Origin of the sequence: Kocuria sp. TGY1127_2, assembly GCF_013394385.1 — a bacterium.
Classification (GTDB): domain Bacteria; phylum Actinomycetota; class Actinomycetes; order Actinomycetales; family Micrococcaceae; genus Rothia.
The window spans coordinates 305205-329439 of the sequence record NZ_AP022834.1 but is presented as its reverse complement, the minus strand read 5'-3'; the positions used below and the strand labels follow the sequence as shown (position 1 = coordinate 329439).

Here is a 24235-nt window from a genome sequence, read left to right as displayed (position 1 = left end):
AACGTCACGGTCACATGGTGACAACAGATTTCCCACCTGCGGCAACACGACGGGAAATCAAATTCCAGGACAATCTTACATACAGCGAGGGCCGCACGAAGGGGCATAGTGACTATGCAGACGGTACCGCGCTTTGACTCCAGGATCCTCAAAGAGAAGCAAAATGGTGCGCTGACTATGTAAAACAAAGATGGTTTCCACAAACTTCGCAGGAACGAATCGAAGTCACACAATGTGTTTTACTTCACCCCAAAGGGGCACCCGATGGAAGGCCCCGCGCGAATCGAAAAACTCCCCCACGATCGAGGGAAGAGGGCAGACGCGACGCCCCCGTTTTTGCCCCCCCCCCCCGCTGAAAGCGGGAATTCTCGCCATGGTCCCCTCAGCGATCCCGAGGGTTGCCCCTGCCGGAGAGAGCACTCGTGCTACGAACTTCTGACCCATGTCGCGCAGAACGCGGAAGAACGAGTCGTCGCCAGCCAGAGAGGTCAACTCATCCATGACGGCCCTCAAAACTATGCGCCCGACCCCTTGACCTGTGATCTGGAACTCAGAATACTTGTCCTGACAAACTGTCATTAGGCTTAAGGGGGATCCATGAGCCATCAGAAGCTCTCAGTCGCGGTCATCGGTGCAGGAATGGCTGGTCGCGCGCACGCCTACGGATATCGGCAGGCGGGCTCCGTCTTCGACGCCCAGTTCCCGGACATCCACCTTGCGGCGGTGGCAGACATGAACGTCGAGTTGGGCCAGGACACCGCGCGTCGCTATGGATTCGACAAGACCTATTCGGACTGGACCGAGGTCGCCGAGGACCCGGAGATCGACGCCGTGAGCGTCGTCGTCGGGAACGCATTACACCTTCGCATTGCGAAAGGGCTGCTGGAGGCCGGTAAGCACGTGCTCTGCGAGAAACCTCTTGCCGGAACACTCGACGATGCCGAAGCGATGGTCGAGCTGGAGAAAGAATACGGACAGAAGACCGACCGCTTCGGTCGTCCGCTCGTCACCTCGGTCGGGTACACGGTCCGCCGAATGCCCGCACTGAACGCCGTCAAGCAGAAAGTCGACTCGGGCGAATTCGGCCCGGTCACCAACTTCATCTCCACTTACCTGTGCGATTACTCGTGTGACGAAAAGGCTCCCATGTCGTGGCGCTACAAGGGCGGCCCCGGATCGGGCGCCTTGGGCGATCTCGGATCGCACGTGATCGACACGGGCGAGTACATCAACGGTCCCGTGACGTCCGTCCGTGGCGCCTTCATGAACACGATCTACAAACAGAGGCACCTTCCGCTGGGTACAGTGGTCGGCCACGGCCACGTAGAGGTCTCGGACGAGGTCGAACCGGTCGAAAACGAAGACTTCCTGACCTTCACCTGCACCTTCGCCAACGGCGCGATAGGCACGTACACCATCTCCCGCGTCGCCTTCGGAACACCGAATTTGCAGACCTACCACGTGGTCGGCCCGCAAGCTCAGGCCTCCTTCGATATCACCAAGCCCGCAGAGTTCATGTATGACGACGCCCAGGCCAGCCCCGACACCCGTGGGCAGCGCCGCGTGATCCTGAACTCTGACACACCCTTGTACGCGAACTCTTGCGCAATGGACGCTCCCGGAGTTGGCTGGAATTACAACGACAACTTCGCGATCCAGGCCCGTGCGTTCCTCGAGCAGGTCTCCGGGACGTCGAGCCGGCTGGCGCCGTGCGGCTCCTTCGCCGAGGGCCTCCACACGTTGCAGATCATCCAGGCCATCGCGGAGTCAGCAGACAAATCCGGCGCGGAAGTGAAGGTCCACTGATATGAGAATCGCAGTGATGGGGGCCGGGACGATCGGCCAGATGCACGCGGCCAATCTGATGACCACGGAAGGTGTTACCGAAGTCGAGCTGGTGGGACGAGATGCTGCTCGCGTTTCCGAGCACGCGGAGAAGGTGACGGAGCGCGCCAGGGCCGCAGGTGCGGGGGTACGTCTGACCACGACCACCGATGCGGACTCGGCCCTCAACGCTGCTGACGGCGTCGTCATCACCACGCCCGGCTCGACTCATCCGCAATTGGTGGCACATGCCGTGCGGATGGGCCTGCCCGTCTTCGTCGAGAAACCGCTGGCGACTTCGGCACAGGAATACGCCGACCTGCTGGAAGGCATCACGGCGGCCGGTGCGGATGACAAAGTCATGGTGGGTTTCCACCGCCGGCACAGCAAGGAGTACAGAGCCCTCAAGGGCCTGTTGGACGCCGGGCAGGCCGGAAAACTGCGTGCGGTCTTCAGCGTCGATCATGACAAGTACGCAGCCGACCCCGAAGGCCTCGCGGGCTCCGGGGGAATCTTCGCGGACATGATGGCCCACGGATTCGACCTCGTGCCATGGCTCGTGGGCGAACAGGCGACCACCGTGTACGCGACAGGCTCCGCGGTCGCACACGAGTCGTACCGGGATCACGATCAATTCGACACAGCAACCGTCCAGCTTTCGTTCTCGTCCGGCCTCACGGCGACGATTTCCGTGATGCGCGGGCATGCAGTCGGACAAGACGTCAGGGCAGTCGTTCACGGAACCGAGAATTCCTACTCCGTCGGTGAGGTCGACAGGGTGGCGATGACGCGGATCGATACCGACGGGCAGATTCATCCTCCGGAGCACACTTTCGAGGGTTATCAGGACAGATTCTCGTCCGCATTCGTCATGGAGATGCAAGATTTCGTGGCCCTGGTTGCCGGGGAAGGCCTCAACGACAGCCCGCCGTCTTCCGGCGTGCCCGGCATAGAACTTCTCGACGCCGCTCAGCGTTCGCTCCACAGCGGGCGCCCGGAAAAGGTCAAGCCCTTGCGGTAGGGCACCCCTGACTTTTTCCGCCCACTTGATCGTCTTTCCTGGGGCCTGGTCCCACCCCTTGACGTGGTGTGAGTATGGAGGAACGCAAAGGAGGGCATGATGAACACCGACACCAAAGAAATCTATCGCGAGTGGATCGACCGCCTCTGGAACGGGCCCGATTCCGCAGAGCAGCTGAGCGAGGCCGCCAAGCAACTCGTGACCGATGAATTCGTTGGCCATTGGCCCGGGAGGGACGTGCACGGGCCTGAAGGGTTGGCCCAACTCATCGCGGAGACCAAGGCCATGTTCTCCGAACTCAGCTTCAAGATCGAGGTCGCTCCCCTAGCCGATGCGGATATGGTGGCCGCCCGCTGGATCGGGACCGGAACCACGACGGACTGCTCACCTTCACGCTTTTTCGGTAACGACATTCTTCGAATTCGTGATGGCCGCTTCTGCGAGTACTGGGTCGCATCGGCCGAGGGCTGAGCGGACCGCGACCAACCACCGTCATGCCGAAAACTCGTAACTCCACGCGCCTTCATCGCACTCCGCCAAGCTTTCCCTCTGGGCCCCCTCACGGCAATGTTCGCTATGCCGTAGTTATTACCACTGGCATAGCGTATATTTAAGATTCGCCTGCCTTTTACCACGAGATGCTCCACGCCTAACGCCGACGGGCACATGATCTGGTGGCTGCTGATAGGGCAGGTCGTAGCCGAGAGCAAGGAGGTCCATCGTGTCCTGGAGCAGACCGAAGCCAACCCCGAGAGCACCAACGCCCTGCCCTAGAGCTGACAGGAACCCTGGCTTTGTCTCCGGTCCCTCCCCAACGCCATCAACTGAGGCGAAGACACCCGCGGCTCCGGCCGAGACTTCTGAAGTTCTGTATTCAACCAACTTCTGACGAGCGAAAGGCACCCAGTGACCAAGAACATCTCCGTCCTCATCGGCAGCCTGCGCCGCGGCTCGTTCGCACGCAAGATTGCCCGCGAGGCCATGACGTACTTCCCCGCAGGCTACGACGCGCAGATCGTCGAGATCCGCGACCTGCCCCTCTATGACTTCGACTATGACGACCCCGAGGTCCCCGAGAAGCCCACCCCAGCTGAGTACACACGCTTTCGCGAAACCATCAAAGCTTCCGATGGCGTCTTGTTCGTCACCGCGGAGAACAATCGCACCATCCCCGCCTGCCTGAAGAACGCCATCGATATCGGCTCCAAACCCAACAGCGACGTCGCCTGGAAGGCCCTGCCCGCCGGGATCATCAGCCACTCCGTCGGCCGCATGGGCGGCTACAGTTCCCAGAAGAACCTCCGCCTGGCCCTGTCCTACTTCGATATGCCGATCCCCGGCCAACCCGAAGTCTTCCTCGGGCAGTCACCGACACTCTTCAACGACGAAGGGAAGATCGCTTCCGAGCGAACGGTTGAGTTCCTCCGGGACTACGTGGACCGCCTCGTCCAACTCGTGGAGGCGCACAAATAGGTCCGTGAAGGCCCGCACGAGCCCCCCCCGCAAGGTAACACCCCTACGCTCCCGCGGCCCAACCCTGCCCGAGGTGGCACTTCTGTGCAGATTCGACCGTGAATCACGCACAAAACCGCCACCTCGCGCCGGGGCGCGCACAAAACTGCCGCCTCGACCCTCAAGTCTGGGCCACGGAAAAAACCGGAAAACCTCCGAAGTCACTCACCGTGACGGCCAGACGAAAACCATAGCGACACCCCAGCAAACGTGACCCGTGTTACGTTGTATATACAACCACTTCGTAGCTATGAAGGGTCGCACATGACTGAAAAAACAAGGGCGGAGACGCAAACCGCCGCCATGACCCCGGTCGGCACGCCGGGGGCACGGAAAGATGCCGTCAAACTGATCGTGTTCTCACTGATCGGGATCGTGGTGTTCTTCGTGCCCATCACGATGAAGGGTAAGTCCTCGATACCGCTGGATCATCTGGTCACGCTGGTCCGTGAATACGCCGGGCCCGTCGTCCCCTGGCTGATGCTCGCCATGATCCTTGTCGGGTCCGCTCGGCCGTTCGTGACGGGGTCCTGGAAACAGACGCCCACGAAGATCGTGTTCTCGGTCCTTAACGTTGTGGGGCTGTTCGCGGCAATCCTGATGGTTACCAGGCCACCGGCATGGCTGGCAGATCCTGATATCGGCCCGTTCCTCTGGAAGACTCTGGTGCAGTCGGTAGGGCTGATCGTTCCGATCGGTGCGATCTTTCTGGGGTTCCTGATCGGGTTCGGCCTGATGGAATTCGTGGGCGTATTCGTCCGCCCCATCATGCGTCCGATCTGGCGCACACCGGGCCGCTCCGCGGTCGACGCCGTTGCGAGCTTCGTGGGCTCCTACTCGCTGGGCCTGCTCATCACCAACCGCGTATACAAGGCCGGTGGGTACACAACACGAGAAGCCGCGATCGTCGCCGTGGGTTTCTCGACGGTCTCCGTGACTTTTATGGTGGTTGTGGCCAACGCCCTGGACCTCATGGACTACTGGCTCATGTACTTCTTCGTCTCTCTCGTGGTGACGTTCTTGGTCACGGCAATTACCGTCCGCATCCCGCCGCTTTCCCGCGTTCCGGACAAGTATTATCCCGGCTCCACTCCTACCCCGGAAGAGGCGGTCACCCACAACCGTTTCGGGGTCGCCTGGAGCCAAGCCTTGGGGACCCTGCGCTCGACCCCAGGCGTGTTCCGGGTGATCTGGGCTAACTTCAAAGACGGAGTCATGATGGCCTCATCCATCCTGCCTTCGATCATGTCGGTAGGACTGATTGGGTTGCTTCTGGCAAAGCACACCCCGATTTTCGACTGGCTCGCCTGGATCTTCTACCCCGTGGCCTGGCTTGTGCGGTTGCCCGAACCGTTGATGGCAGGCAAGGCAGTAGGCCTGGGTCTGGTGGAGATGTTCCTACCCTCCGCAGAGATCAGCCCCGACGAGAGCTTGATCCTGCGATTTGTGATCGCCGTGGTCTCGGTTTCCGGCATTATTTTCCTGTCCGCGATGGTCCCCTCCATCCTGGCCACGGAGATTCCCCTGAAATTCTGGACATTGATCGTGATCTGGTTCGAACGCGTGGTGCTTTCACTGCTCATCACGACCCCGATCGCGTACCTGCTCCTCTGACGCCCTGAAGCATGAGCGGCGAGCCTTCGCTCCCGCGAAGGTTGGCCGAAATGGGTTAAAGTCAGGGCCCCTTCGACTCCGCTGCGGAGTCGAAGGGGCCATGGACTTCCCGTGAACTACCCACCTGTCCTAAGCGGTGGGTTGGGCGAGACTCGAATCGTCCGCATTGTCCGTTGCCAGGTCGGGGAATGCGGCCATGACGCCAGGCTGGACCAGCCGTCCGCTCGCGGTATTGACCCCCTTGGCGATCGCCGCATCGGAAACGATCGCGTACTCAGCGCCGTTACTGGCGATCTTTTTGATGAATGGCATCGTCGCGTTGGTCAACGCCTTGGTCGCGGTCTCGGGGACCGTTCCCGGCATATTCGCGACGCAGTAATGCCGGATCCCGTCCACTTCGAAGATCGGGTCCTGGTACGTCGTCGGGTGCGAAGTCTCGAATGCGCCGCCCTGGTCGATGGCGACGTCAATGAGGAGCGCATCTTCCTTGAGAAGTTTCAAATCGTTTCTCCTGACGACCTTGGGTGCGGCGCGACCGGGAACCAGCACGGCCCCAATCACGACGTCGGCATGGGCCAATTCCTCCTCAACGGTCACCGGATTCGACATCAGCACGCGAGCCCGCCTGTCCAGGATGTTCTCCAATTCCCGAATTCGTTGGGGAGACATATCGAGCACCGTGACTTCCGCCTGCATGCCGAGTGCGAGCAGTGCCGCGTTGGCGCCGACCGCACCTCCACCAATAATGACGACCCTGCCCGGGGCCACGCCTGGGGCGCCGCCGAGCAGCTTCCCGGGGCCGTTGCCGTCACGGGTGAGGTGTTTGGCCGCGGCATGGACAGCCAGGCGTCCGGCGATCTCGCTCATGGGAGTCAGCAGAGGCAGCCCCGTCTCGTCCTGGACCGTCTCGTACGCGATAGCGAGGGTACCGGCGTCGAGAAGAGCCTCGGTCAAGGCGCGGTCCGCGGCCAAGTGCAGATAGGTGAAGAGGGTAAGGTCCGCACGCAGGAAGCGGTACTCGGACTCGATGGGCTCTTTAACCTTGATCAGCAGTTCCGCCTGCGCCCAGGCCTCCTCCTGATCCACCAGCTGGGCACCGGCCTCGTCATAGGCCGTGTCCTGGAATCCTGCGGAGACCCCAGCGTTGGACTCCACGTAGACCGTATGGCCGTTCCGGACCAGTTCGGCAACGTTGGCCGGGGTCAGGCCGACCCGTTCTTCCTGTGGCTTGATCTCCTTGACGACCGAAATGCGCATGGTTTCTCCTCCTGAAAGTTCTGAGCGCGTCCTAGCGGGACGCGATGTTGTAGAAACGAATGTTTTGGTATTCCTCGAGTCCCGCGGCCCCGCCCTCACGGCCGAGACCGGATTGCTTGACACCGCCGAATGGCGCGGCCGCATTGGAAGGGACCCCCTGGTTGATGCCGACCAAACCGGTTTCCAGACGGTCCGAGACCCTGAACGCTCGGTCGAGGTTCTCCGTGAAGACGTACCCGGACAGCCCGAATTCGGTGTCGTTGGCCCTCTCGATTGCGTCGTCCTCGGTGTCAAAACGCTGGATTGCCGCGATGGGTCCGAAGATTTCCGTGGTGGCGACCTCAGCTGTCGGCGGGACCCGGTCCAGGACCGTGGGCTCGAAGTAGTGCCCAGGTCCTTCCGGGGCTTTGCCCCCGCACAGCAGGTCGGCTCCCTTTTCGACTGCGCCATCGACCAGTCGCCTCATCTCGGTCACCGCATCGCCATTGATAAGGGGACCGAGGCCGACGCCGTCGGCCAGCCCATGACCCATCGAGACGGCCTCCATCTTTTCCCGGAAAGCCGCCACGAATTCCTCGGCAATACCGTTCTGGACGTAGAACCGGTTCGCCGCGATGCACGACTGACCGCCGTTGCGCAGTTTGGCCGCCGCGGCTCCCTCGGCGGCACGTTCGACGTCGGCGTCGTCGAAAACGATCAACGGAGCGTTCCCTCCGAGCTCCATGGACGTGCGCAGGACCCGTTCCGAAGCCAGGCCCAAGAGGGTCCGGCCGACCTCAGTGGACCCGGTGAAAGACACCTTTCGGGTGTGCTGGTCTCGAAGTGATGTTTCGCTGAAAGTTCGCGAACTGGATGTCGTCACAACCTGGACGAGGTCTTCCGGGACACCTGCTTCACGCGCCAGCTGAACCGCGAAATATGCCGTCAATGGCGTCGCTGTGGCCGGTTTGATGACTGCAGGGCACCCGGCGGCCAGGGCCGGTGCGATCTTCCGGGTCGCCATCGCGAGCGGGAAGTTCCACGGTGTGATCAGAACGGCAAGTCCGACCGGGCTCCGACGCGTGATAATACGGGATCCCCCATCCGGCGCGTCCTGGTAGTTCCCTCCCGAACGCACCGCTTGCTCCGCATACCACCGGACGAAGTCGTTGCCGTACTTCACCTCGCCCCTGGCCTCAGGGAGAGTCTTCCCCATCTCTCTGGTGATCAGCAAAGCTAGCTGTTCCGCATTATCGGTCAACAGCTCCCACCAACGGTGCAGAATATTCGACCGCTCACGCGGTGTGGTCTGCGCCCAGTCCAAGCCGGCTCGGTGGGCACTGCGCAGGGTCTCCGTAATACGGGACTGGTCTGCATCCGGGACATGGGCAATCGTCTTTTCGGTCCCCGGGTCCTTCACCTCTATTCCGGTCTCGGGCAGACCGAGCCCGCGGACGACGTCGTCCGCACGCTGGAGGCCGCCCTGGCAGGGGGAAGCGATGGTCGCCGTACCCGTTGTGGTTGATGTGTTCACGATGCTGCCTCTTCTCCGATAGCCTCATCCATTGCGGCGAGGAAGGCGTTCAGTTCCTGTTCGGTCACGATGAACGGCGGGCTGACCTGGAGAGTATTGCCTCGAAGCGGCCGGGAGATGAAGCCCTTGTCGATCATTCGATCGCAGACCTTGTCCACGGCGACCGACTCCCGCAGAGTGACGCCGCCGAGCAAACCCGCATAGCGAACCTCCACGACGTCATCGTTGCGCGCCGCAAGATCTTCCAGGGCGGCATCGAACGCGGGCTCAAATTCCCTGACCCGCTCAACCAGGTTCTCGTCTTGAAGGATCTCGAGGTGTTTGATCGCAACGGCCGCGGCGGTCGCGTGACCCGCGTACGTGGAACCGTGGCGGAAGATTGGAGTGTCAGGCGAGTCCTCGTAGAACGGCTCCCAAATACGGGGGCTCACGAAGATCCCACCGAGCGGGGCGTATCCCGAGGTGACGCCTTTGGCAAAGGTCACCAAGTCCGGTTGCAGCCCGTATCGCTCAGAAGCGAACATCGTGCCGACTCGGCCGAAACCGGTGATGACCTCGTCCAGAATCAGAAGAATGTCATTGTCCCGGCACAGCTCCTGGATGGTCTCCAGGTAGCCTTCCGTGGGAGGGTTGACGCCGCCCGTGCCCTGGACGGGCTCGGTCACGATGGCCGCGATGTTCTCCGGCCCGATCTCCTCGACCGTCCGGCGGACCTGCTCAGGGTCGTTGAACGAGATGCGTGCCGTTTCCGGTACCAAGGACTCGGTACCGTAACCCTCACGGTTGAATTCGAGCCCGGCGATACTGGTGCCGTAGGCGTGGAGGCCGTGATAGGCGAACTCGCGACTGAGGATGACCTGCTTCGTCGGCCGACCCTCGCGCTGCCAATGCCTACGGGCCAGTTTGCAGGCAACGTCGATCGCGTCCGAACCGCCGCTGTTCAAAATGATCTTCGGATCGAGAATGGGCGAGACTTCCGCGAGCTTCTCGGACAGGGCCTCGGCCTTGTCATTCGTGAAGCGGGCAAACGTGTGGTAGGTCTCCAACTGCATCATCTGGTCGTACGCGGCTTGGGCGAGCTCGGGCCGTGAATGGCCGATGTTGGCGTGCCACAGGCCCGCCGTCCCGTCGAAGAGCCGCTGACCGTCTCGGGTGACAACATAGGAGCCTTCGCCGCGCTCGATCACGAGTTGGCGTCCCACGACCTGCGGGGCCTGTGCCTGAGCCGGCCAGAGGGCGGGCCCATCGACGGGAGTCCTGCCCGAGTTGGCGGATGCGTTGTTTTCAACAGTGGTAGTCATGATGGTGATCCTTTCTGAATCAACAAGGAGTTATTGCGAGATGTAACCGCCCTCGACCGGGATCGTGGTCCCGGTGATGTATGCGGCGCCCGGACTCGCCAGGTAGGAGACCGCGGCTGCGACGTCCGACGGATCGGCGATCCTTCCGAGCGGGATTTTTCCTGCGACGTCCCGCTCGGTAGCTTCCGGATCTTCCTGGTTCGACAGCCACGTCTCGTACAAAGGCGTTTTGGCCATTCCAGGCGCAACGGCATTGACCCGAATATTCAATGGGGCGAGTTCGACGGCCGCTGCCGTCGTCAAAGACTGAATCGCGCCTTTCCCGGCTCCGTAGAGGCTCATCGTCGGCACACCGATCAGGGCAAGACGCGAAGTGATGTTGATGATCGCACCTCCCTCCCCCTGGTCCCGCATGACGCGTCCGGCGGCCTGAAGCGCTGCGATGGTTCCGAAGACGTTGGTCTCGAAATTTGCCCGAAACTCTTCCTCAGGAACGTCCAGGATCGGACCGACCAGGTCCAGCCCCGCATTGTTGACTAGGACGTCCAGACGGCCGCCACTGTCCACGGTCTCAGTAACCAGACGTTGAATATCCGCAGAATCGGTAAGATCCGCACGAATCCAATGCGCCTCGGGTCCCAATTCAGATGCCACCGCCTGGCCGCGTTCCTCGTTGCGGCCGGAGAGAATCACACGGAAACCGTCCCCGACGAGCCGGCGAGCGATCTCCACGCCGATCCCCGAATTGGCGCCGGTGACCAGAGCCACTGGTTGCTGTGAAGTCAACGTTTACCTTCTTTCGAATCAGAGTTTGATGTAGCGGATTCCCCGACTGCCGGGATCGACCCCGTCTTGGCGCCGATCAGTTCCTCGCCGCGGGCGACGCGCAATTCGTCGTCGGTGCCTGGAACAACGTTTCCACGCAGTGAACGTCCTGCGGTTTCCCTGAAGGTGAGCACTGAGATGAAACCGATGACGCCCGCTATCGCCAGATACCAGCCGGGGATCAGCGCGTTTCCCGTTTTGTTGATGAGCAATTCGTTGAACATGCCCGCTGTGCCCCCGAAGATCGCGGTCGAGATGTTGTATCCGACTGCGAATCCGGAATAGCGGACCTTGGTTGGGAACAGCGCCGGGAGAGTCGCGGAAATCGTGGAGATCAGCATGACCAGGAACAGGCCCAGGATCCCGATTCCGAGGAGTTGAGTGAAGAACGAATCCACCTGGATCAGCATCACGGCGGGAACGGAGAAGAGGACGAATCCGAGGGATGCTGTGATCAGGATAGGTCTCCGCCCGATCTTGTCGCTCAACGCACCGAACGGGACGATCACCGCGATCATGACCAACTGGATGATGACCAAGGAGAAGTTGGCTTCGGCGGTTCCGTGACCGAGCGTCGCCGACAGGTAACTGGGCATGTAGGTCAGCACCAGATAGAACGCGACGTTCAGCAGCGTGACGAAACCGATGAGCTTGAGCACCTGAAGCGGATAGGTCTTCAGCAGATTGCCCAAGGCCTTGATGGCCGAGGGGTGGTCAATTTCTTCCTCGACGTCCTCGGTGAATGTTTCAGGGTCATGCAAGTGACGCCGCATCCAGAGGGCGAGTATGCCCATCAGGATGGTCAGAACGAAGGGAAGTCTCCACCAGCCTGCCAGCATTCCGTCTTCACCGACAATGAGGGTGAGGACCGTACACAGAATCGCCGCGCCGCTGTAGCCGACGAGTGTCCCGAATTCGAGAAAGCACCCGTAAATGCCGCGGCGATTGTCCGGCGCGTGTTCGGCCATGAAGACCGCGGCACCCGCGTACTCTCCGCCAGCGGAAAAGCCTTGGATCGCGCGGAGAAGGATCAGTAGCACGGGGGCCAGGAAACCGATGTGGTCATAGGTCGGCAACAAACCGATGCACGCCGTCGAAGTGCTGATCAACGCGATCGTCAGAACCAAAACCTTCTGGCGCCCGAACCGGTCCCCCAAGGGCCCGAAGATGAAACCGCCCAATGGTCTAACGAGGAACGACACGGCGAATGTGCCCAAGGCCATGACACGGGCCAGGGCGCTTCCGTCCTCGTCGAAGGTGAAGAATAGCTCCGAAATGTAGACGAGAAGGTAGCCGTAGATGCCGTAGTCGAACCACTCGATGGCGTTACCGATGGCCGATCCTGCGACGGACTTGCGAGCGGTCTTCTTCTCGTCGACCGTCATATCTATCTCGGAGGTGATCGGTGGTGGTTCGTAGACGGGTGTCTGGGACATGGCATCCTCCCGAAGGTGCGCGAGTGGTGGGTCCACCCGGTTCGATGGTTTTCGGTCAAGGGGTCGTGGAATTCGAGTGCTGAAGAGCGATCAACGCATAGGTTCTCGAAGCGGTCAAAAGTTCAGAGATCTCGACGCTTTCGTCGGGTTGATGGGCCTGGCAGTTGACGTCGCCCGGGCCCAGAACAACCGTAGGCACGCTATGGGCCTGAGAGATGAATCCCCCTTCGCAAGCGGCGGTCCAGACGCCGGTGTCACCGGTCCCCCCAGCCCGTTGGACCGCGTCCTGGCACGCGGTAACGAAGCCGTCGGTGGGCTCAGTCTTGAATCCGGGCATGATCATCTCCACGGATCCGGTCACCGAAAGTCTGTCCGTCCCGGCGCGGTTCCGGCTGCGAATCGCTCTGCTCGCCCCGGCCAGCAATTCGGAGAGAATCCTCGTGGCTTCTTCTCCTGGCAGAGTTCGGCGATCCAGGGCAAGCTCGCAGTGGTCAGCGACGATCGAGGTTCCGTGTCCGCCGCGAACAGCTCCGATGTTCCAGCAGGCCCGGCCCAGATCAGGATCCGGTTGCGCACGAAGCTTCGCATCATCTTCCTCGACGGTCCGAATCACGTCACCCGCCGCAAGAATTGCACTGGCGCCGTCATCGGGATTTCCTGCGTGGGCACTGGCCCCGGTGATTTCGAGGCGCAAGTTGGTCGCCCCACGGCAGGCCGTGATGATGTGCATCCCGGTCGGCTCGGCGACGACGCACCCCGCATACTCCCCGGCAGGTTCCGTCGCGACATAGTGCTGAGCTCCGGAGGCATCACATTCTTCGTCCACGGTCACGAGCAGCGTCATCGGTATTTCAGGGGCTTCCGCGTGAACCGCGGCCATGGCCACGACCACGGCGGCCAGGCCACCTTTCATGTCTGCGGCGCCCCGCCCCACCAGGCGACCGCCCCAGCGGCGCGGCTCGAAAGGTTCCCCCGTCCAGCCGGATCCGGCCGGGACCACATCGCTGTGGCCGAGGAAGAGCAGCCCGCCCGCGTCGGTGCCGTCTCCGCCGATTCGGGCGATGAGGTTTGAACGGCCAGGAGCGACTTCGTCGACTTCGATCCTCGCGCCTATCGCCACCAGGGCTCCGGAAAGAGCGACGACGGTCGCCTCTTCCGTTCCCCCAGGGTTCTCGCCTCCGGCTCGGATCAGCTCTTCCGCGAGCGCAACGATGCTCTCCTCATCGATCCTCCCGGTCACCCGCTCGAACTGCTGCATGGCAGTGGTAAAGACGTCGGTTTGAATCATGAGAGCGTTCCTCGCCGCTCCGCCGCGAATTCGTCCAGGGCTGCCCCGAGCCGTTCGACGCCCTCCTGAATCCTTTCGGGAGAAGAGGTCGCGAAGCACAGGCGCAGTGAGTGGCGTTGGCTGCCGGAGTCCGTGAATGCCGGTCCCGGTATGTATGCGACTCCGTGGCGCAAGGCCGAGGGGAACAGCTCCTCAGTATCTATACCGGAGTACTTTCCCTGCAGATCGATCCACAAGAAGAACCCGCCGTCGGGATCCGTGGATCGGATGTCGTCCCCGAATCTGTCTCCCAGGGCCCGGGTCATAGCCTGTTTGCGTTCCCGGTACACGGATCGCAGCCAGGAGATGTGCTCGTCCAGCTTCCCTTCGGCCAGGTAGTCCGAGACCACTTTCTGCATCGGAACGCTGGTGCACGTATCCATGGCCGGTTTCGCGTTGACGGCGATATCTCGCAGTGAAGGGTCCAGATCCATCCACCCGACACGCAGCCCCGGCGCGAGGATCTTGGAAAAAGTCCGGACCTGGATGACCCGTGGGTTGCCGGGACTCAGGTCGAGGAATCCCGGAACTTCTTCGCCTTCGAACCGGAGCGCACCGTACGGATCGTCGTCGACGATGTATGCGTCCCATTCTTCGGCCAGTTCCAGGAGCAGTTCTCGGCGCTGGCGGGTCATCGTGGTCCCGCTGGGGTTCTGGAAGTTCGGGATCGTGTAGATGGCTTTGGGGCGTCGTCCTGACGCTTCGACCAGATCGGGCAACGCCTCAACCACGAGTCCGTTCTCGTCCATGGGGGCTTCGATGATAGAGGCCTGATAACTCAGGGCAGTTCCGATTCCATTGGTGTACGTGGGGCATTCGACGATGACGTCGTCGCCCGGGTCCACGATCATTTTGAATGCAATATCGAGCCCTTGCATTCCGCCCGTGGTCACGAGAATCCGGTCCGGGCTCGTCTCGATGCCGTGCTCGGCTTGGTATCGAACGATCTGATCGACCAAATCGGCTTCGCCCTCGCTCGCGCCGTAACCGAATCGGCCTTCTGCCTCGGAACCAAGAATCCGTCCGAAGTCCTCGGTCGGGATCAGTTCGTCGTTGGGAGCCCCCATCGCGAAGCGAACGATGTCGTGGGTCTGGCTCGCCAGCAAGGCCGTTGACGCGTCGATCACGGAGCCTTTCAACTGGCTGGCTCTGCCGGCGAGGCGGGTTGTGGGGATTGTTGGGGTGGTCATAAGTACCTCCGTGAATCGAGAGAAATGAGACCGCGCGGTATGTTGCTGAAGGTCTCGCAACCGTTTTCCGTGACTCTGATGGACTCGGAGACTTCGTAGCCCATGCCGGTCAGCCACATCCCGGCAATGAGGTGAAAGGTCATGTTCGTGTGCAGAACCGTGCTGTCTCCTTCTCGGATACTGACGGTTCTCTCTCCCCAGTCCGGCGGGTACCCGACACCTATCGAGTAGCCCAATCGGGAATTCTTTGAGTAGCCGTTGCGCCGCAGGACTGCGGTAAAGGCTTCGGCCACATCGTTGCTGGTGGTGCCTTCGCGGACGACGTCGAGCGCGGCCTGGAGAGCCTCGACCGTGACGTCGCCCAAGCGGGCGAGCTCAGGCTCGGGATCGCCGATGATCGCCGTCCGCGCCAGGGGTGCGTGGTATCGCCGGTGGGCTCCGGCCAATTCGATCGAGATGGGCACTCCCGCCGGGGTGGGTGTATCGGCCCATGTCAGGTGCGGTGTATCCGCGCCCGCACCGGTAGGGAACATCGGGACGATCGAGGCGTAGTCGCCGTCCACGGTTCCGTCCCCCCGGGCCTGAGCCGCCATCACGTCCGCGGCCACCTGGTTCTGCGGTCGGTCGAGTCTCAACCCGTCGAATGCCGCGTTCATAGAGATCTCGCAGATCCGACCCGCTTTGCGCATGTAGTCGATTTCGGTTTCGGACTTGGTGACGCGGACCCAGTTCACAAGGTTGTGGTCTTCCTGGAGATCCCATTCCGGCAGGCCTGCGGCCAAGGCGCGGTAAGTCCGAACGGTGAAGAAGGCGGCGTCGCCCTCGTATCCCACGCGGAGCGGCCGCCCGTACCCCAGATCCCGGATAGATAGGGCAATCCAGTCCCCGGGGTGGATCTCTGCCTGATGGATATACGTTTCCGGGTAACCTAGAATCCGGTCGCGAGGCACTTGAGAGATCGTTCGGTGCGCCCCGTTCGCATCCATTTCTCGGGCGATGAAATAGAGATCCCCATCGACGGGAAAGAACAGGAGCTGCGGCGTGTAGAAGGACCAGGCGTCGTACCCGGTCAGATAGTAGATATTGGCCGGATCGGCGATCAGAAGGGCATCGAAGCCCTTTTCGACGGCCAGATCGCGGACCCGTTGACGGCGGGATTCAAATTCTTGAACGGAAAACGGGGCTTCCCTGGTGCCGTCGATGTTCTGCCGGGACAATTCCCCTCCTCTCGGACTCTGTGAGCCACATCTCGGTTCTTGTAGTTATCGATGCTATGTGGGGCTCAGGGACGGAAGAAGAGGGAACAACTTGCTCATATAGTTAAGTTGTAGTTAAAGATCGCACCTTTCAAGATAAGGAACGGCCATGTTGAACGTCCACCGCTTGATTTTGCTGCGTGAGTTGGATTCGCGAGGAAGCTTGGCTTCGGTGGCTCGAGCGCACGAGATCAGCCCCGCCGCGGTATCCCAGCAGCTCGCCCTGTTGGAAAAAGAGGTCGGCATGGACCTCACTGAGCGAGTCGGTCGTCGAATGCTCCTGACGCCAATGGGCAAGAAGCTGGCACGACGAGCGGATCAGGTTGTAGGAGTCCTCGAGAGCGCAGAAGCCGAGGTGGACGCCGCCCGGAGCGAGGTCCACGGCACGGTACGCCTTGCCTCCTTCGGCTCTTTCGCGGTCTCGTACTTCGCGGAGATCCTCCATCGCATGAAGAGCTCGTATCCGGAGGTCACTGTGGAATTCGCACTCCTCGAACCCGCTGCGGCAATATCCAGTTTGATCGGTCGGCGTATTGACGTGGCCATTACGGACGAATTCTCGGGTCGCCCGCAACCAGTGGACACCGAGATGAAATCGGTCCACTTATTTCGGGATTACATCGTCGCCTACGCCCCGTGGCCCGTATCCACTGTGCAGGAGCTGGCGGAGGTGCCGTGGGTATTCGAGACCGGCGGATCAACGGCCGCCGAGTGGGCGCTCAGCACATGCCGACGGGCAGGATTCGAACCGCGCGTCAGCTACGAGTCCTCCGATCTGCGCTTTCACCACGATCTGGTCCAGGCAGGTATGGCCGCAGCATTTTTACCGGATATGGTCTTCGACAATGGCATCAATCCCATAGCGCGGCCGAGCCACGCGATCGAGTGGCCTGCCGCGGCATCGCCCCAGCTGTATCGCGACGTGCATGCTCTGACCCGGCGGGGTGCCCAACTCAGGCCCGCGACAAAGGCCCTTCTCGACTACACGATCCAAGTGACCGCTCCCTAGAGTCATCCTTATTTGCCCTGGAACTTCGGGAGATTGAGCAGCCCCAGCAACGTGACCGCGCCGATCACGGCAAAGAACAGAAAACCCGTGGGCGCGAGCCCGAAGCCGGGGATCAAGAGGCCTGCCGCCACGGAGGGCACCGAGATGGACAGATACGCGACCACGAAATAACTGGTTGTCACCTCGGTTCGGCGTTCGGCACGGGTTGCTTTGGTCACGGCGCGCATTCCGGTCATGAAGAGTAGCCCTTGGCCCGAGCCGCTCAGCAGAGCGGCAATCACCAGAAGAAACAAAGATCCGAGCCACAAGGCCAGGATGCTGAAGGCCATGCCTACGGCCAGGAACAACGACCCGACGAGGATGAGGGACCGATCTTCGAGCCCTTTCAGACAGATCTGGGCCACCGCCGATGTCAGGAACACCAACCCTATGATGATTCCGACCGCCGCCGGCGCCTTCACATGCAGGACGCCGGTCAATACGTTGGGCACCACGGAAGAGTAGATTCCCATCGTGGCGAACCCGACGACGGCCGCCACGGAAGCGGCGCCGAATTGCCGCCGCGCTTCCGACGGTATGCCCGGTGTCTGGAGCCGGAATCCTTTGTGACTGCGGTCCACGGGGTCCCTCACCTTTACCAGGGCCAAACCGGCGATGACCAGCATGATTGCGTGGACCATGTACGGCGATCGCAGAGACCAACCCTCCGGCAGGATGGCCAGGGCCACCTGGGAAACAACCCCGGCCATGAGGACTCCGAGGCCCAACCCTCCCATATTCGCGGCAGTCGCCACGGCTCCCCCGAGCCGTGCGCGGCCCTTGGGCGCATTCTCCATCACACTCACGGTGCCGGTCGAAGTCAGAAGCCCTGCGGCGAAACCCGAGAAGACTCGTCCGGTGAAGAGCATCCACTCGGCGATGCCGGTCCAGAACAAGACCGCAGAAATGACGGAGAGGACCAATCCGGCCATGAGAACCGGTCTTCGTCCCGTCGCTTCGGACAACCGGCCGAAGAGGATCAGGCCCAGGATCACGCCGGCGGCGTATATGGCGAACAACTCGGTGGTGATCATTCCTCCGAAGCCGAATACCTCCTGATACTGCGGGTACAGAGGCGTGGGCATCGTGGTGCCGATCATGACCGTTGTGAAAATGTAGGCCGCGGCGGCGAGCGACCAGCCGGAAGCGGATGAATTTTTCACATTTTCGCTCATGCTTACATCCTGCTCCGGTACGTCATTGGGGTGAAATTCTCGTTCGCCGCCGTCACATGACGACGATGGCCCGTCCGGTGATTTCACCCCGATCGAGCGCCTGGTAGGCCTCGTCGACGTCCGCCAGATCGTATCGGCGAGTCACGGCCTCTTTGAGCCGGTAACCTCCTTCCGCCGCGAGATTCGCGACAGCGGGCAGGTCGACTCGGGTGACTGCGCCGAAAGATCCCGTCACTGTCTGGCCCCGGCGAACCAAGGGGCTGATCTCGACCTCGCCGTAGACACCTCCTGGCGCAATTCCGATCGCAACCATACGCCCGCCTTCTCGGAGGAGGGACGCGGCTTGGGTAAAGGTTTCTGGGCGGCCAAGGGCCTCGAACGCAATGTGTACCCCTTTGCCGTCAGTCATGGCCAGGACCGCTCCCTTGGGATCCCGCTTGGTCGAGTTGATGACCTCATCCGCCCCGAGACGACGAGCGGATTCGAGTTTTTCGTCCGTCACATCGACGGCAATGACCTTGGACGCACCCTCGTGCTTTGCAACCTGAATGAGGCTGGACCCGACTCCGCCTACCGCAACAACGGCAACCGTTTCCCCTTCGACCAGACCAGACTTGCGCACGGCCCCGTACGCCGTGAACGCGGCACAGCCTAGGATGGCACTTTCTTCGGGCGAAACGTTCGCGGGACGCAGCGTGAGCGCGGAGATCGGGACCACCGAGTACTCGGCCATGCCTGCCATCGAATACATCGACAATCGGCGGCCATCGGCGGTGGCCAGCCGTGAGGTGCCGTCGAACAGATTCCCTTTAAGCCGGTTCTCGCCGAAGAACTTCTCGCACAGGTCGTCGCGGCCCCGGAGGCATTGTTCGCATTCGGTGCACGGCATGATGAAGGCGCCGATCACCGGTGCGCCCACCTCGATCTGGCCGGAGTCCTCGGTGCCTTCACCGATGCTGACCACTTCGCCACTGATTTCGTGCCCGACCACGCCCGGACCCGGAAAGGCAACCTCGCCCTTGAGCACGTGCAGGTCCGTATGGCACACGCCGCATGAGGTGATTCTGACGAGAGCTTCGTCTTTCTTGGGCACCGGGACGGGTATGTCCTCGATGTGAAGCCGAGGGCTATCTCCTTCCCATATCGCGGCACGCATGATTTCAGGAATGGTGATTTGGGTCATGTTCCGATACTGCGTCCCTGGTGGTCCGATTGCAAAATGTGCGAGGTCATAGAAGACATCGGCCCCTTTCGTCCCGGAAATCCGGGACGGAAGGGGCCGATCGTCTCAGGCGGTCGTCGCCACGACCAACCTACTTCTTGCGTCCAACGGTGAAAATGGCGCCGGTGGTCACGTCCTCCTCCACGGACTCGAGGCTACGGCCTCGGGTTTCCGGAAGGAACTTGACCATCACGACGATCGCAATCGCGTTGATGACCGCGAATCCGAAGAACGAACCCGTCAGGCCGACCGCTTCCAAAGCAACCGGGAAGAAGTAGCTCACCAGGGCGTTGGCGATCCACATGCAGAAGACCGAGAATCCCATGCCCACCGCACGCATGTGCAACGGGAAGATTTCCGAGAGCAGAACCCACGTCGCAACATTCAGGAACGTCTGCATCGATCCGACGAAGCAGACGACCAAAATCAGAATGATGAACGGGCGTGCCGCGGAGTCTTCGGGAACAGCAAACGAAGCGATACCGATCAACAGGTGGAAAAGGGTCACGAGCGTGTACCCGGTGATGATGGTGGTGCGTCGATTGATCTTCTCCATCATCCACAGCGCAATGAAAGCGCCGATGACCGCAATGATGCCGGGGGCAATATTCGCTATGAGGGCGGCGTTGACGGCGAAGCCTGACTGCTCAAGAACGATCGACCCGTAGTACATGATCGAGTTGATACCGGTTAGCTGCTGGAATACCGCGATCGCGATTCCCACGAGCAGGATACGGAGCAACCACTTGTTCTTGAAGACGGATTTGAGACCGGTCTCGTGCTCACGCGACTCGAGTTCGTTGACCTGCTTGACGTCGTCGATCTCGGCGACGGCACGCTCTTCCGAGCGAATCGTCTTCAGAACCGTCAGGGCCTCGTCATAACGACCCTTGGAAATCAGCCAACGGGGCGACTCGGGCATGCGGAGCATGCCGAAGAACAGACAGATGGCAGGGACGGCACAGACTGCGAGCATAATGCGCCAGACGTGGTCCATGTGGCCGAGCGTATTGCCCAGAATCGCGTTCACGACGAAAGCGGCGAGCTGACCGACAACGATCATCATTTCGTTGCGGCCGGAGAGGGACCCGCGAATTTCGTAGGGCGCAAGCTCTGCCAGGAACACCGGGACGACGGTCGAGGCACCGCCCACGGCCATACCGAGAAGGAAGCGCCCGATCAGAAGGACAATGAATTCGGGGGCGAAAACGCACACCATGGTGCCGATGAAGAACAATACGGCAAGCATGATGATGGTCTTCCGGCGCCCCCAGGCGTCAGAGAGTTTGCCGATGCTCACTGCGCCGACGGCGGCGCCGACGAGCAAGGAACTCGTGACGAGCCCCTGCGTATCAGCTTTGAGCCCGAGTTCGGCCGACATTGGCTCGAGGGCTCCGTTGATGACACCGGTGTCATAACCGAACAGCAGGCCGCCGAAAGTCGCGACCAGGGCAACCATGCCCAGGCGTCGCTTGTGCGCCCCTTCGGTCAGTGGAGGAAGGGGTTTGGAGGGTCTCTCCGTTGTCGGGCCGCTCATGATGACTCCTTTGATAACAGCCGAGAAGCTACGTTGCCTCTCAGAGCGAATGAATGGTTGGTAATGAGAGTGAAGGGCTTTCAGCCCTGGCGCGCCGCTTCAACCATTTCCTTGATGGTATCCAGTTGATAGCGGGAGACTTTGGTGGCGTCCTCGTTTTCGGCGAAGACGCTTGACACCAGGACGGTGTCCTCGGAGTCGAGAAATCCGATTTCATTGAGTCCACCGAAGAATTCGCCCCAGTTCACGTCGCCGTCCCCGATTTTGAGGTGCTGGTGGACTCGTGCGGGACTCCCGGGCGGGTTGGTGATGTAACGCAGACCGTTGGAACGATGGTGGTCCATGGAGTCGGCGACGTGGGCGACGCGAATACGGTCGCCCGCGGCGCGCATGATGTCCATCGGCTCGTCTTCCATGTGGAAGGTATGGCAAGCAACGTAGACCATGCCCAGGTTCTTGGAGTTAGCGCCACGAATAACGCGCCACGCGTCAAGACCGCGCTCAACGAAGTCGTCCGGATGCGGGTCGATGGCCACATGGAGATCTTCTCGCTCGATGATCGGCAGCAGTTCCTCCATAGAGCGGTAGAACGCGCGCTCGGACTCCTCCGCGAGTTCCGGTCGGCCCTGGAACTCCGTATTGAGCTGTTGAACACCCAAGTCGACGGCGATTTGGATGATGCGCTTCCAGTTCCGGACAGCGGCCTCACGAGCATCGGGATCCGGGGAGGACCAGCGCATGACGGGCAGGACCGAAGCGATCTCAACGCCGGCGTCCTTGCAGGCCTGGCGCAATTTGCCGACCAGGTCGTCGTCGGCCTTCGGGTGACCGAAGAACGGGATGAAATCAGGATGAGGGGTCATCTGCAGGTAGTCGTACCCGAGATCCTTGACCAGACGGGGGAACTCGAGCAGTGAGTGGGTCTGATGGAACGGTGTGGGATCGAGGGCAAGCTTCACTGTTTCTCCTCATTGAGCCTTGTCGTGTGCGACGCATCGACACTGTGATTCGCGTCGCAATGAAAAATTGGTCCGAAAATGGGGCTTGCCTCGGTTGCCCGTACAAGCCCCCATTTCTCGGGATCGACCCTGATTTGTCCTATCATATGCACAATCAGAGACTATTCAATACCTCAATCACCAAAATTTGAGGTTATTCGTATCTTTAGGGGTGAAATTACCGGTAGAGGTCCGGCTTCTCGTTAAGCTCCACGTTCACCGAGGTTCCCGGGGCCGCGATCGCAGTGAGGCCGGCCTCGCAACACGCGGCAGCCGCATATCCGTCCCATGCACCGGGTCCCGCAATGACGCCCGTCAGACAACCATCGATCCATTCCTGGATTTCGGTGTCGTAGGCATCCACGAAACGCTCCTCGAAGCCCGGAGTCACCTGATCTATACCCTCGTGGAGATGGTTCTTCTCGAAAGAAGCCCTCGTGGTCACGGCATACCCGTACGTGGCGGTGACATGGGTGTTCACCGAGACGCGAATTCCGGCCTCGGTCTCCATGAGAATTTGGGCCGGATCCACGAGCCCCTCCTTGGCAAGGGAAGAGTTCTTGCAGGTTCGGACCTCGACTGACGAAATCTCCTCGCCGGTCAGGTAACGAACGATATCGAATTCGTGGACCACGGTGTCGTCAATCAGATTGCGCCCGGTGTAGTCCTCGGGAACCTCGGGGTTGATATGTTCGCAGTCCAGGGCGAGCAGTTCACCATGCTCTCCTGACTTCACGGCCGACCGGATGTTCCGGTAGCCCTGATCGAACCGGCGCATGAAACCCACTTGAATGAGTCGCTTGCCGACGGCTTGCTCTGCCTCGACCACACGCCACGCCGAATCGGAGTCCGGGGTGAGGGGCTTCTCGCAGAAGACGGGGAACCCTTTGGTCAGAGCGGGAAGCAAAACCTGTTCGTGCAGGAAACCCGGGGTTGCGACCATGACGGCGTCCACCAGGCCCGAGTCAAGAGCCTCGGTGAAATCCGTGAACACCTTGGCTTCTTGGATTCCCTCGATAGCTGCCTGAGCCCTGGATTCGTCGATATCGACGACGGCGGCGACGCGCACATTCTTCATTCGGTCCCGGAGGCGGGTGATGTGGTCGGAGCCCATTCGGCCTGCGCCGACGACGGCGACGCGCAGTTGTTCAGTCATGATGACAATTCCTTTCGGAGAATTCCAGAGTTCGTGGGCCTGGTTCAGGCGACGACGGTGCGTGCACCGCAGCTCAGTAGGTACTTACAGGTACGCGACGCAATCGGAAGGGGAACCTCGAAGTTCGCAACGGGGTACATGTCCTGTTCGACGATTCCGTACAGCGGACGATCCAGCTTCTCGGCCGCTTCGATGACCTCGCGGAGATCGGGAAGCCCGTATGGAGGTTCGCACATGACACCCGCGGCGGTCGCGTCTTTGAAAGTCATGTCCTCGGCGCGCACCTTCGCCAGAGTGTCCGGGTGGACCTGCTTGAGGTGCAGATAGCCGATCCGTTCAGGGTACTTCTCGATGAGCTCGACGGACGACGCACCGCCGTATTCGGCATGGCCGGTATCCAGGCACAGGGTCACGAGCTTGGGATCGGTCATGGCCAGGAACTTCTCGATCTGGTCCATGGTCTCCACATGAGAATCTGCATGTGAATGGAATTGCTGGTAGAGGCCGAATTCCCTCTGGAGCCGCTGGCCCAGTTTGTCGTGCCCCGCAGCCAGGTCCTCCCATTGCTGGTCGGTCAGCGTGCGGTCTTCGAGAGCCTTCCCGGTTTTGTCATCCCTCCACAGTGCGGGGATCACGACGACGTGGTGGGCACCCATTGCGGCCGTGAGCTCGGCAACCTGACGTGCAGGCTCCCAGGCGGCGTCCCACTGGTCTGCGCCCCGGTGGAATGCCGTGAACACGGTCCCGGCGCTGATGCTGAGATCCCGTTCCTTGAGCTCCTTGGCGAGCGTCTCCGGGTCCGCAGGAAGGTAACCGTACGGGCCCAGCTCAATCCATTTGTATCCCGCCTCCGCCACCTCATCGAGGAAACGTTGCCACGGCGTCTGTTGCTCGTCTTCTGGGAACCAGACACCCCAAGAATCTGGGGCAGTTCCAATGATGAGGTTGTTCTCAGGGGTAGGGACGGTCATCGCGGAATCTCGCTTTCGTCATTGAAAGATAAAAAGTCTGGGAAGCCCGGGC

20 protein-coding genes are annotated in these 24235 nt (G+C 61.1%); 6 read left to right on the top strand and 14 right to left on the bottom strand.

Translation table 11 applies throughout. From position 1 onward, the window contains the following. The first annotated feature begins 597 nt into the window (after positions 1 to 597). The 5 genes from sake_RS01440 (at position 598) to sake_RS01420 (ending at position 5971) form a co-directional block, all read left to right on the top strand. Positions 598 to 1806 (top strand): Gfo/Idh/MocA family protein, encoded by a 1209-nt coding sequence (locus sake_RS01440; protein ID WP_178945300.1) that lies wholly within the window; start codon positions 598 to 600, stop codon positions 1804 to 1806. A 1-nt stretch (position 1807) separates the two neighbouring features. After that, positions 1808 to 2845 (top strand): Gfo/Idh/MocA family oxidoreductase, encoded by a 1038-nt coding sequence (locus sake_RS01435; protein ID WP_178945299.1) that lies wholly within the window; start codon positions 1808 to 1810, stop codon positions 2843 to 2845. 96 nt (positions 2846 to 2941) lie between these two features. After that, positions 2942 to 3316: an ester cyclase gene (locus sake_RS01430; protein WP_197964446.1), complete on the top strand. Its 375-nt coding sequence runs from the start codon at positions 2942 to 2944 to the stop codon at positions 3314 to 3316. A gap of 435 nt (positions 3317 to 3751) precedes the next feature. Beyond that, positions 3752 to 4318: an NADPH-dependent FMN reductase gene (locus sake_RS01425; protein ID WP_178945298.1), complete on the top strand. Its 567-nt coding sequence runs from the start codon at positions 3752 to 3754 to the stop codon at positions 4316 to 4318. 303 nt (positions 4319 to 4621) lie between these two features. Next, complete coding sequence (locus tag sake_RS01420; protein WP_243155717.1) at positions 4622 to 5971, top strand: YjiH family protein; 1350 nt, start codon at positions 4622 to 4624, stop codon at positions 5969 to 5971. Between the two features lie 129 nt (positions 5972 to 6100). On the opposite strand, the gene ald is transcribed toward sake_RS01420, so the two are convergent. From ald to sake_RS01380, 8 genes are read right to left on the bottom strand one after another with little or no spacing between them, the layout of a single operon-like run. After that, positions 6101 to 7228: an alanine dehydrogenase gene (ald, locus tag sake_RS01415; protein ID WP_129358511.1), complete on the bottom strand. Its 1128-nt coding sequence runs from the start codon at positions 7226 to 7228 to the stop codon at positions 6101 to 6103. Positions 7229 to 7259: 31 nt separating this feature from the next. Continuing rightward, positions 7260 to 8741 (bottom strand): NAD-dependent succinate-semialdehyde dehydrogenase, encoded by a 1482-nt coding sequence (locus sake_RS01410; RefSeq protein ID WP_197964445.1) that lies wholly within the window; start codon positions 8739 to 8741, stop codon positions 7260 to 7262. Next, the gene (locus tag sake_RS01405; protein ID WP_178945297.1) at positions 8738 to 10042 is read right to left on the bottom strand and encodes an aspartate aminotransferase family protein; all 1305 of its coding nucleotides are present in this window, start codon (positions 10040 to 10042) and stop codon (positions 8738 to 8740) included. The genes sake_RS01410 and sake_RS01405 overlap by 4 nt, the downstream gene beginning before the upstream one ends. Positions 10043 to 10072: 30 nt before the next feature. Beyond that, the gene (locus tag sake_RS01400) at positions 10073 to 10828 is read right to left on the bottom strand and encodes an SDR family NAD(P)-dependent oxidoreductase (RefSeq protein WP_178945296.1); all 756 of its coding nucleotides are present in this window, start codon (positions 10826 to 10828) and stop codon (positions 10073 to 10075) included. Next, the gene (locus tag sake_RS01395) at positions 10825 to 12303 is read right to left on the bottom strand and encodes an MFS transporter (protein ID WP_178945295.1); all 1479 of its coding nucleotides are present in this window, start codon (positions 12301 to 12303) and stop codon (positions 10825 to 10827) included. Before sake_RS01395 ends, sake_RS01400 begins: the two co-directional genes overlap by 4 nt. Before the next feature lie 55 nt (positions 12304 to 12358). After that, the gene (locus tag sake_RS01390) at positions 12359 to 13591 is read right to left on the bottom strand and encodes a M20 family metallopeptidase (protein WP_238147515.1); all 1233 of its coding nucleotides are present in this window, start codon (positions 13589 to 13591) and stop codon (positions 12359 to 12361) included. Next, entirely contained in the window at positions 13588 to 14820 is a 1233-nt protein-coding gene (locus sake_RS01385; RefSeq protein WP_129358508.1) for a PLP-dependent aminotransferase family protein, read from the bottom strand. Before sake_RS01385 ends, sake_RS01390 begins: the two co-directional genes overlap by 4 nt. After that, the gene (locus sake_RS01380; protein WP_207718910.1) at positions 14817 to 16037 is read right to left on the bottom strand and encodes a M24 family metallopeptidase; all 1221 of its coding nucleotides are present in this window, start codon (positions 16035 to 16037) and stop codon (positions 14817 to 14819) included. Before sake_RS01380 ends, sake_RS01385 begins: the two co-directional genes overlap by 4 nt. A 148-nt stretch (positions 16038 to 16185) precedes the next feature. Here sake_RS01380 and sake_RS01375 point away from each other — a divergent pair, with 148 nt between their 5' ends. Then, positions 16186 to 17085, top strand: a complete 900-nt coding sequence (locus tag sake_RS01375; RefSeq protein WP_129358506.1) for a LysR family transcriptional regulator — start codon at positions 16186 to 16188, stop codon at positions 17083 to 17085. 8 nt (positions 17086 to 17093) lie between these two features. Here sake_RS01375 and sake_RS01370 read toward each other — a convergent pair whose 3' ends face one another. From sake_RS01370 to sake_RS01345, 6 genes are all read right to left on the bottom strand, one after another. Further along, positions 17094 to 18386 (bottom strand): MFS transporter, encoded by a 1293-nt coding sequence (locus sake_RS01370; protein ID WP_256394846.1) that lies wholly within the window; start codon positions 18384 to 18386, stop codon positions 17094 to 17096. Beyond that, complete coding sequence (locus sake_RS01365; RefSeq protein WP_197964444.1) at positions 18352 to 19482, bottom strand: zinc-binding dehydrogenase; 1131 nt, start codon at positions 19480 to 19482, stop codon at positions 18352 to 18354. The genes sake_RS01370 and sake_RS01365 overlap by 35 nt, the downstream gene beginning before the upstream one ends. A gap of 130 nt (positions 19483 to 19612) precedes the next feature. Then, entirely contained in the window at positions 19613 to 21058 is a 1446-nt protein-coding gene (locus tag sake_RS01360; protein WP_129358504.1) for a sugar porter family MFS transporter, read from the bottom strand. A gap of 80 nt (positions 21059 to 21138) precedes the next feature. Then, positions 21139 to 22017: a sugar phosphate isomerase/epimerase family protein gene (locus tag sake_RS01355; protein ID WP_129358503.1), complete on the bottom strand. Its 879-nt coding sequence runs from the start codon at positions 22015 to 22017 to the stop codon at positions 21139 to 21141. A 217-nt stretch (positions 22018 to 22234) separates the two neighbouring features. After that, complete coding sequence (locus sake_RS01350) at positions 22235 to 23212, bottom strand: Gfo/Idh/MocA family protein (protein WP_178945293.1); 978 nt, start codon at positions 23210 to 23212, stop codon at positions 22235 to 22237. A 44-nt stretch (positions 23213 to 23256) separates the two neighbouring features. Next, positions 23257 to 24183 (bottom strand): sugar phosphate isomerase/epimerase, encoded by a 927-nt coding sequence (locus sake_RS01345; protein ID WP_129358501.1) that lies wholly within the window; start codon positions 24181 to 24183, stop codon positions 23257 to 23259. Positions 24184 to 24235 lie beyond the last annotated feature (52 nt).

What these genes read in the sequence shown, in the direction of transcription:
- sake_RS01390 (WP_238147515.1), bottom strand. Translation starts at nt 13,591, where the DNA reads ATGATTCAAACCGACGTCTTTACCACTGCCATGCAGCAGTTCGAGCGG.
- sake_RS01395 (WP_178945295.1), bottom strand. Translation starts at nt 12,303, where the DNA reads ATGTCCCAGACACCCGTCTACGAACCACCACCGATCACCTCCGAGATA.
- sake_RS01360 (WP_129358504.1), bottom strand. Translation starts at nt 21,058, where the DNA reads ATGAGCGGCCCGACAACGGAGAGACCCTCCAAACCCCTTCCTCCACTG.
- sake_RS01385 (WP_129358508.1), bottom strand. Translation starts at nt 14,820, where the DNA reads ATGACCACCCCAACAATCCCCACAACCCGCCTCGCCGGCAGAGCCAGC.
- sake_RS01375 (WP_129358506.1), top strand. Translation starts at nt 16,186, where the DNA reads ATGTTGAACGTCCACCGCTTGATTTTGCTGCGTGAGTTGGATTCGCGA.
- ald (WP_129358511.1), bottom strand. Translation starts at nt 7,228, where the DNA reads ATGCGCATTTCGGTCGTCAAGGAGATCAAGCCACAGGAAGAACGGGTC.
- sake_RS01435 (WP_178945299.1), top strand. Translation starts at nt 1,808, where the DNA reads ATGAGAATCGCAGTGATGGGGGCCGGGACGATCGGCCAGATGCACGCG.
- sake_RS01365 (WP_197964444.1), bottom strand. Translation starts at nt 19,482, where the DNA reads ATGACCCAAATCACCATTCCTGAAATCATGCGTGCCGCGATATGGGAA.
- sake_RS01430 (WP_197964446.1), top strand. Translation starts at nt 2,942, where the DNA reads ATGATGAACACCGACACCAAAGAAATCTATCGCGAGTGGATCGACCGC.
- sake_RS01405 (WP_178945297.1), bottom strand. Translation starts at nt 10,042, where the DNA reads ATGACTACCACTGTTGAAAACAACGCATCCGCCAACTCGGGCAGGACT.
- sake_RS01345 (WP_129358501.1), bottom strand. Translation starts at nt 24,183, where the DNA reads ATGACCGTCCCTACCCCTGAGAACAACCTCATCATTGGAACTGCCCCA.
- sake_RS01440 (WP_178945300.1), top strand. Translation starts at nt 598, where the DNA reads ATGAGCCATCAGAAGCTCTCAGTCGCGGTCATCGGTGCAGGAATGGCT.
- sake_RS01420 (WP_243155717.1), top strand. Translation starts at nt 4,622, where the DNA reads ATGACTGAAAAAACAAGGGCGGAGACGCAAACCGCCGCCATGACCCCG.
- sake_RS01350 (WP_178945293.1), bottom strand. Translation starts at nt 23,212, where the DNA reads ATGACTGAACAACTGCGCGTCGCCGTCGTCGGCGCAGGCCGAATGGGC.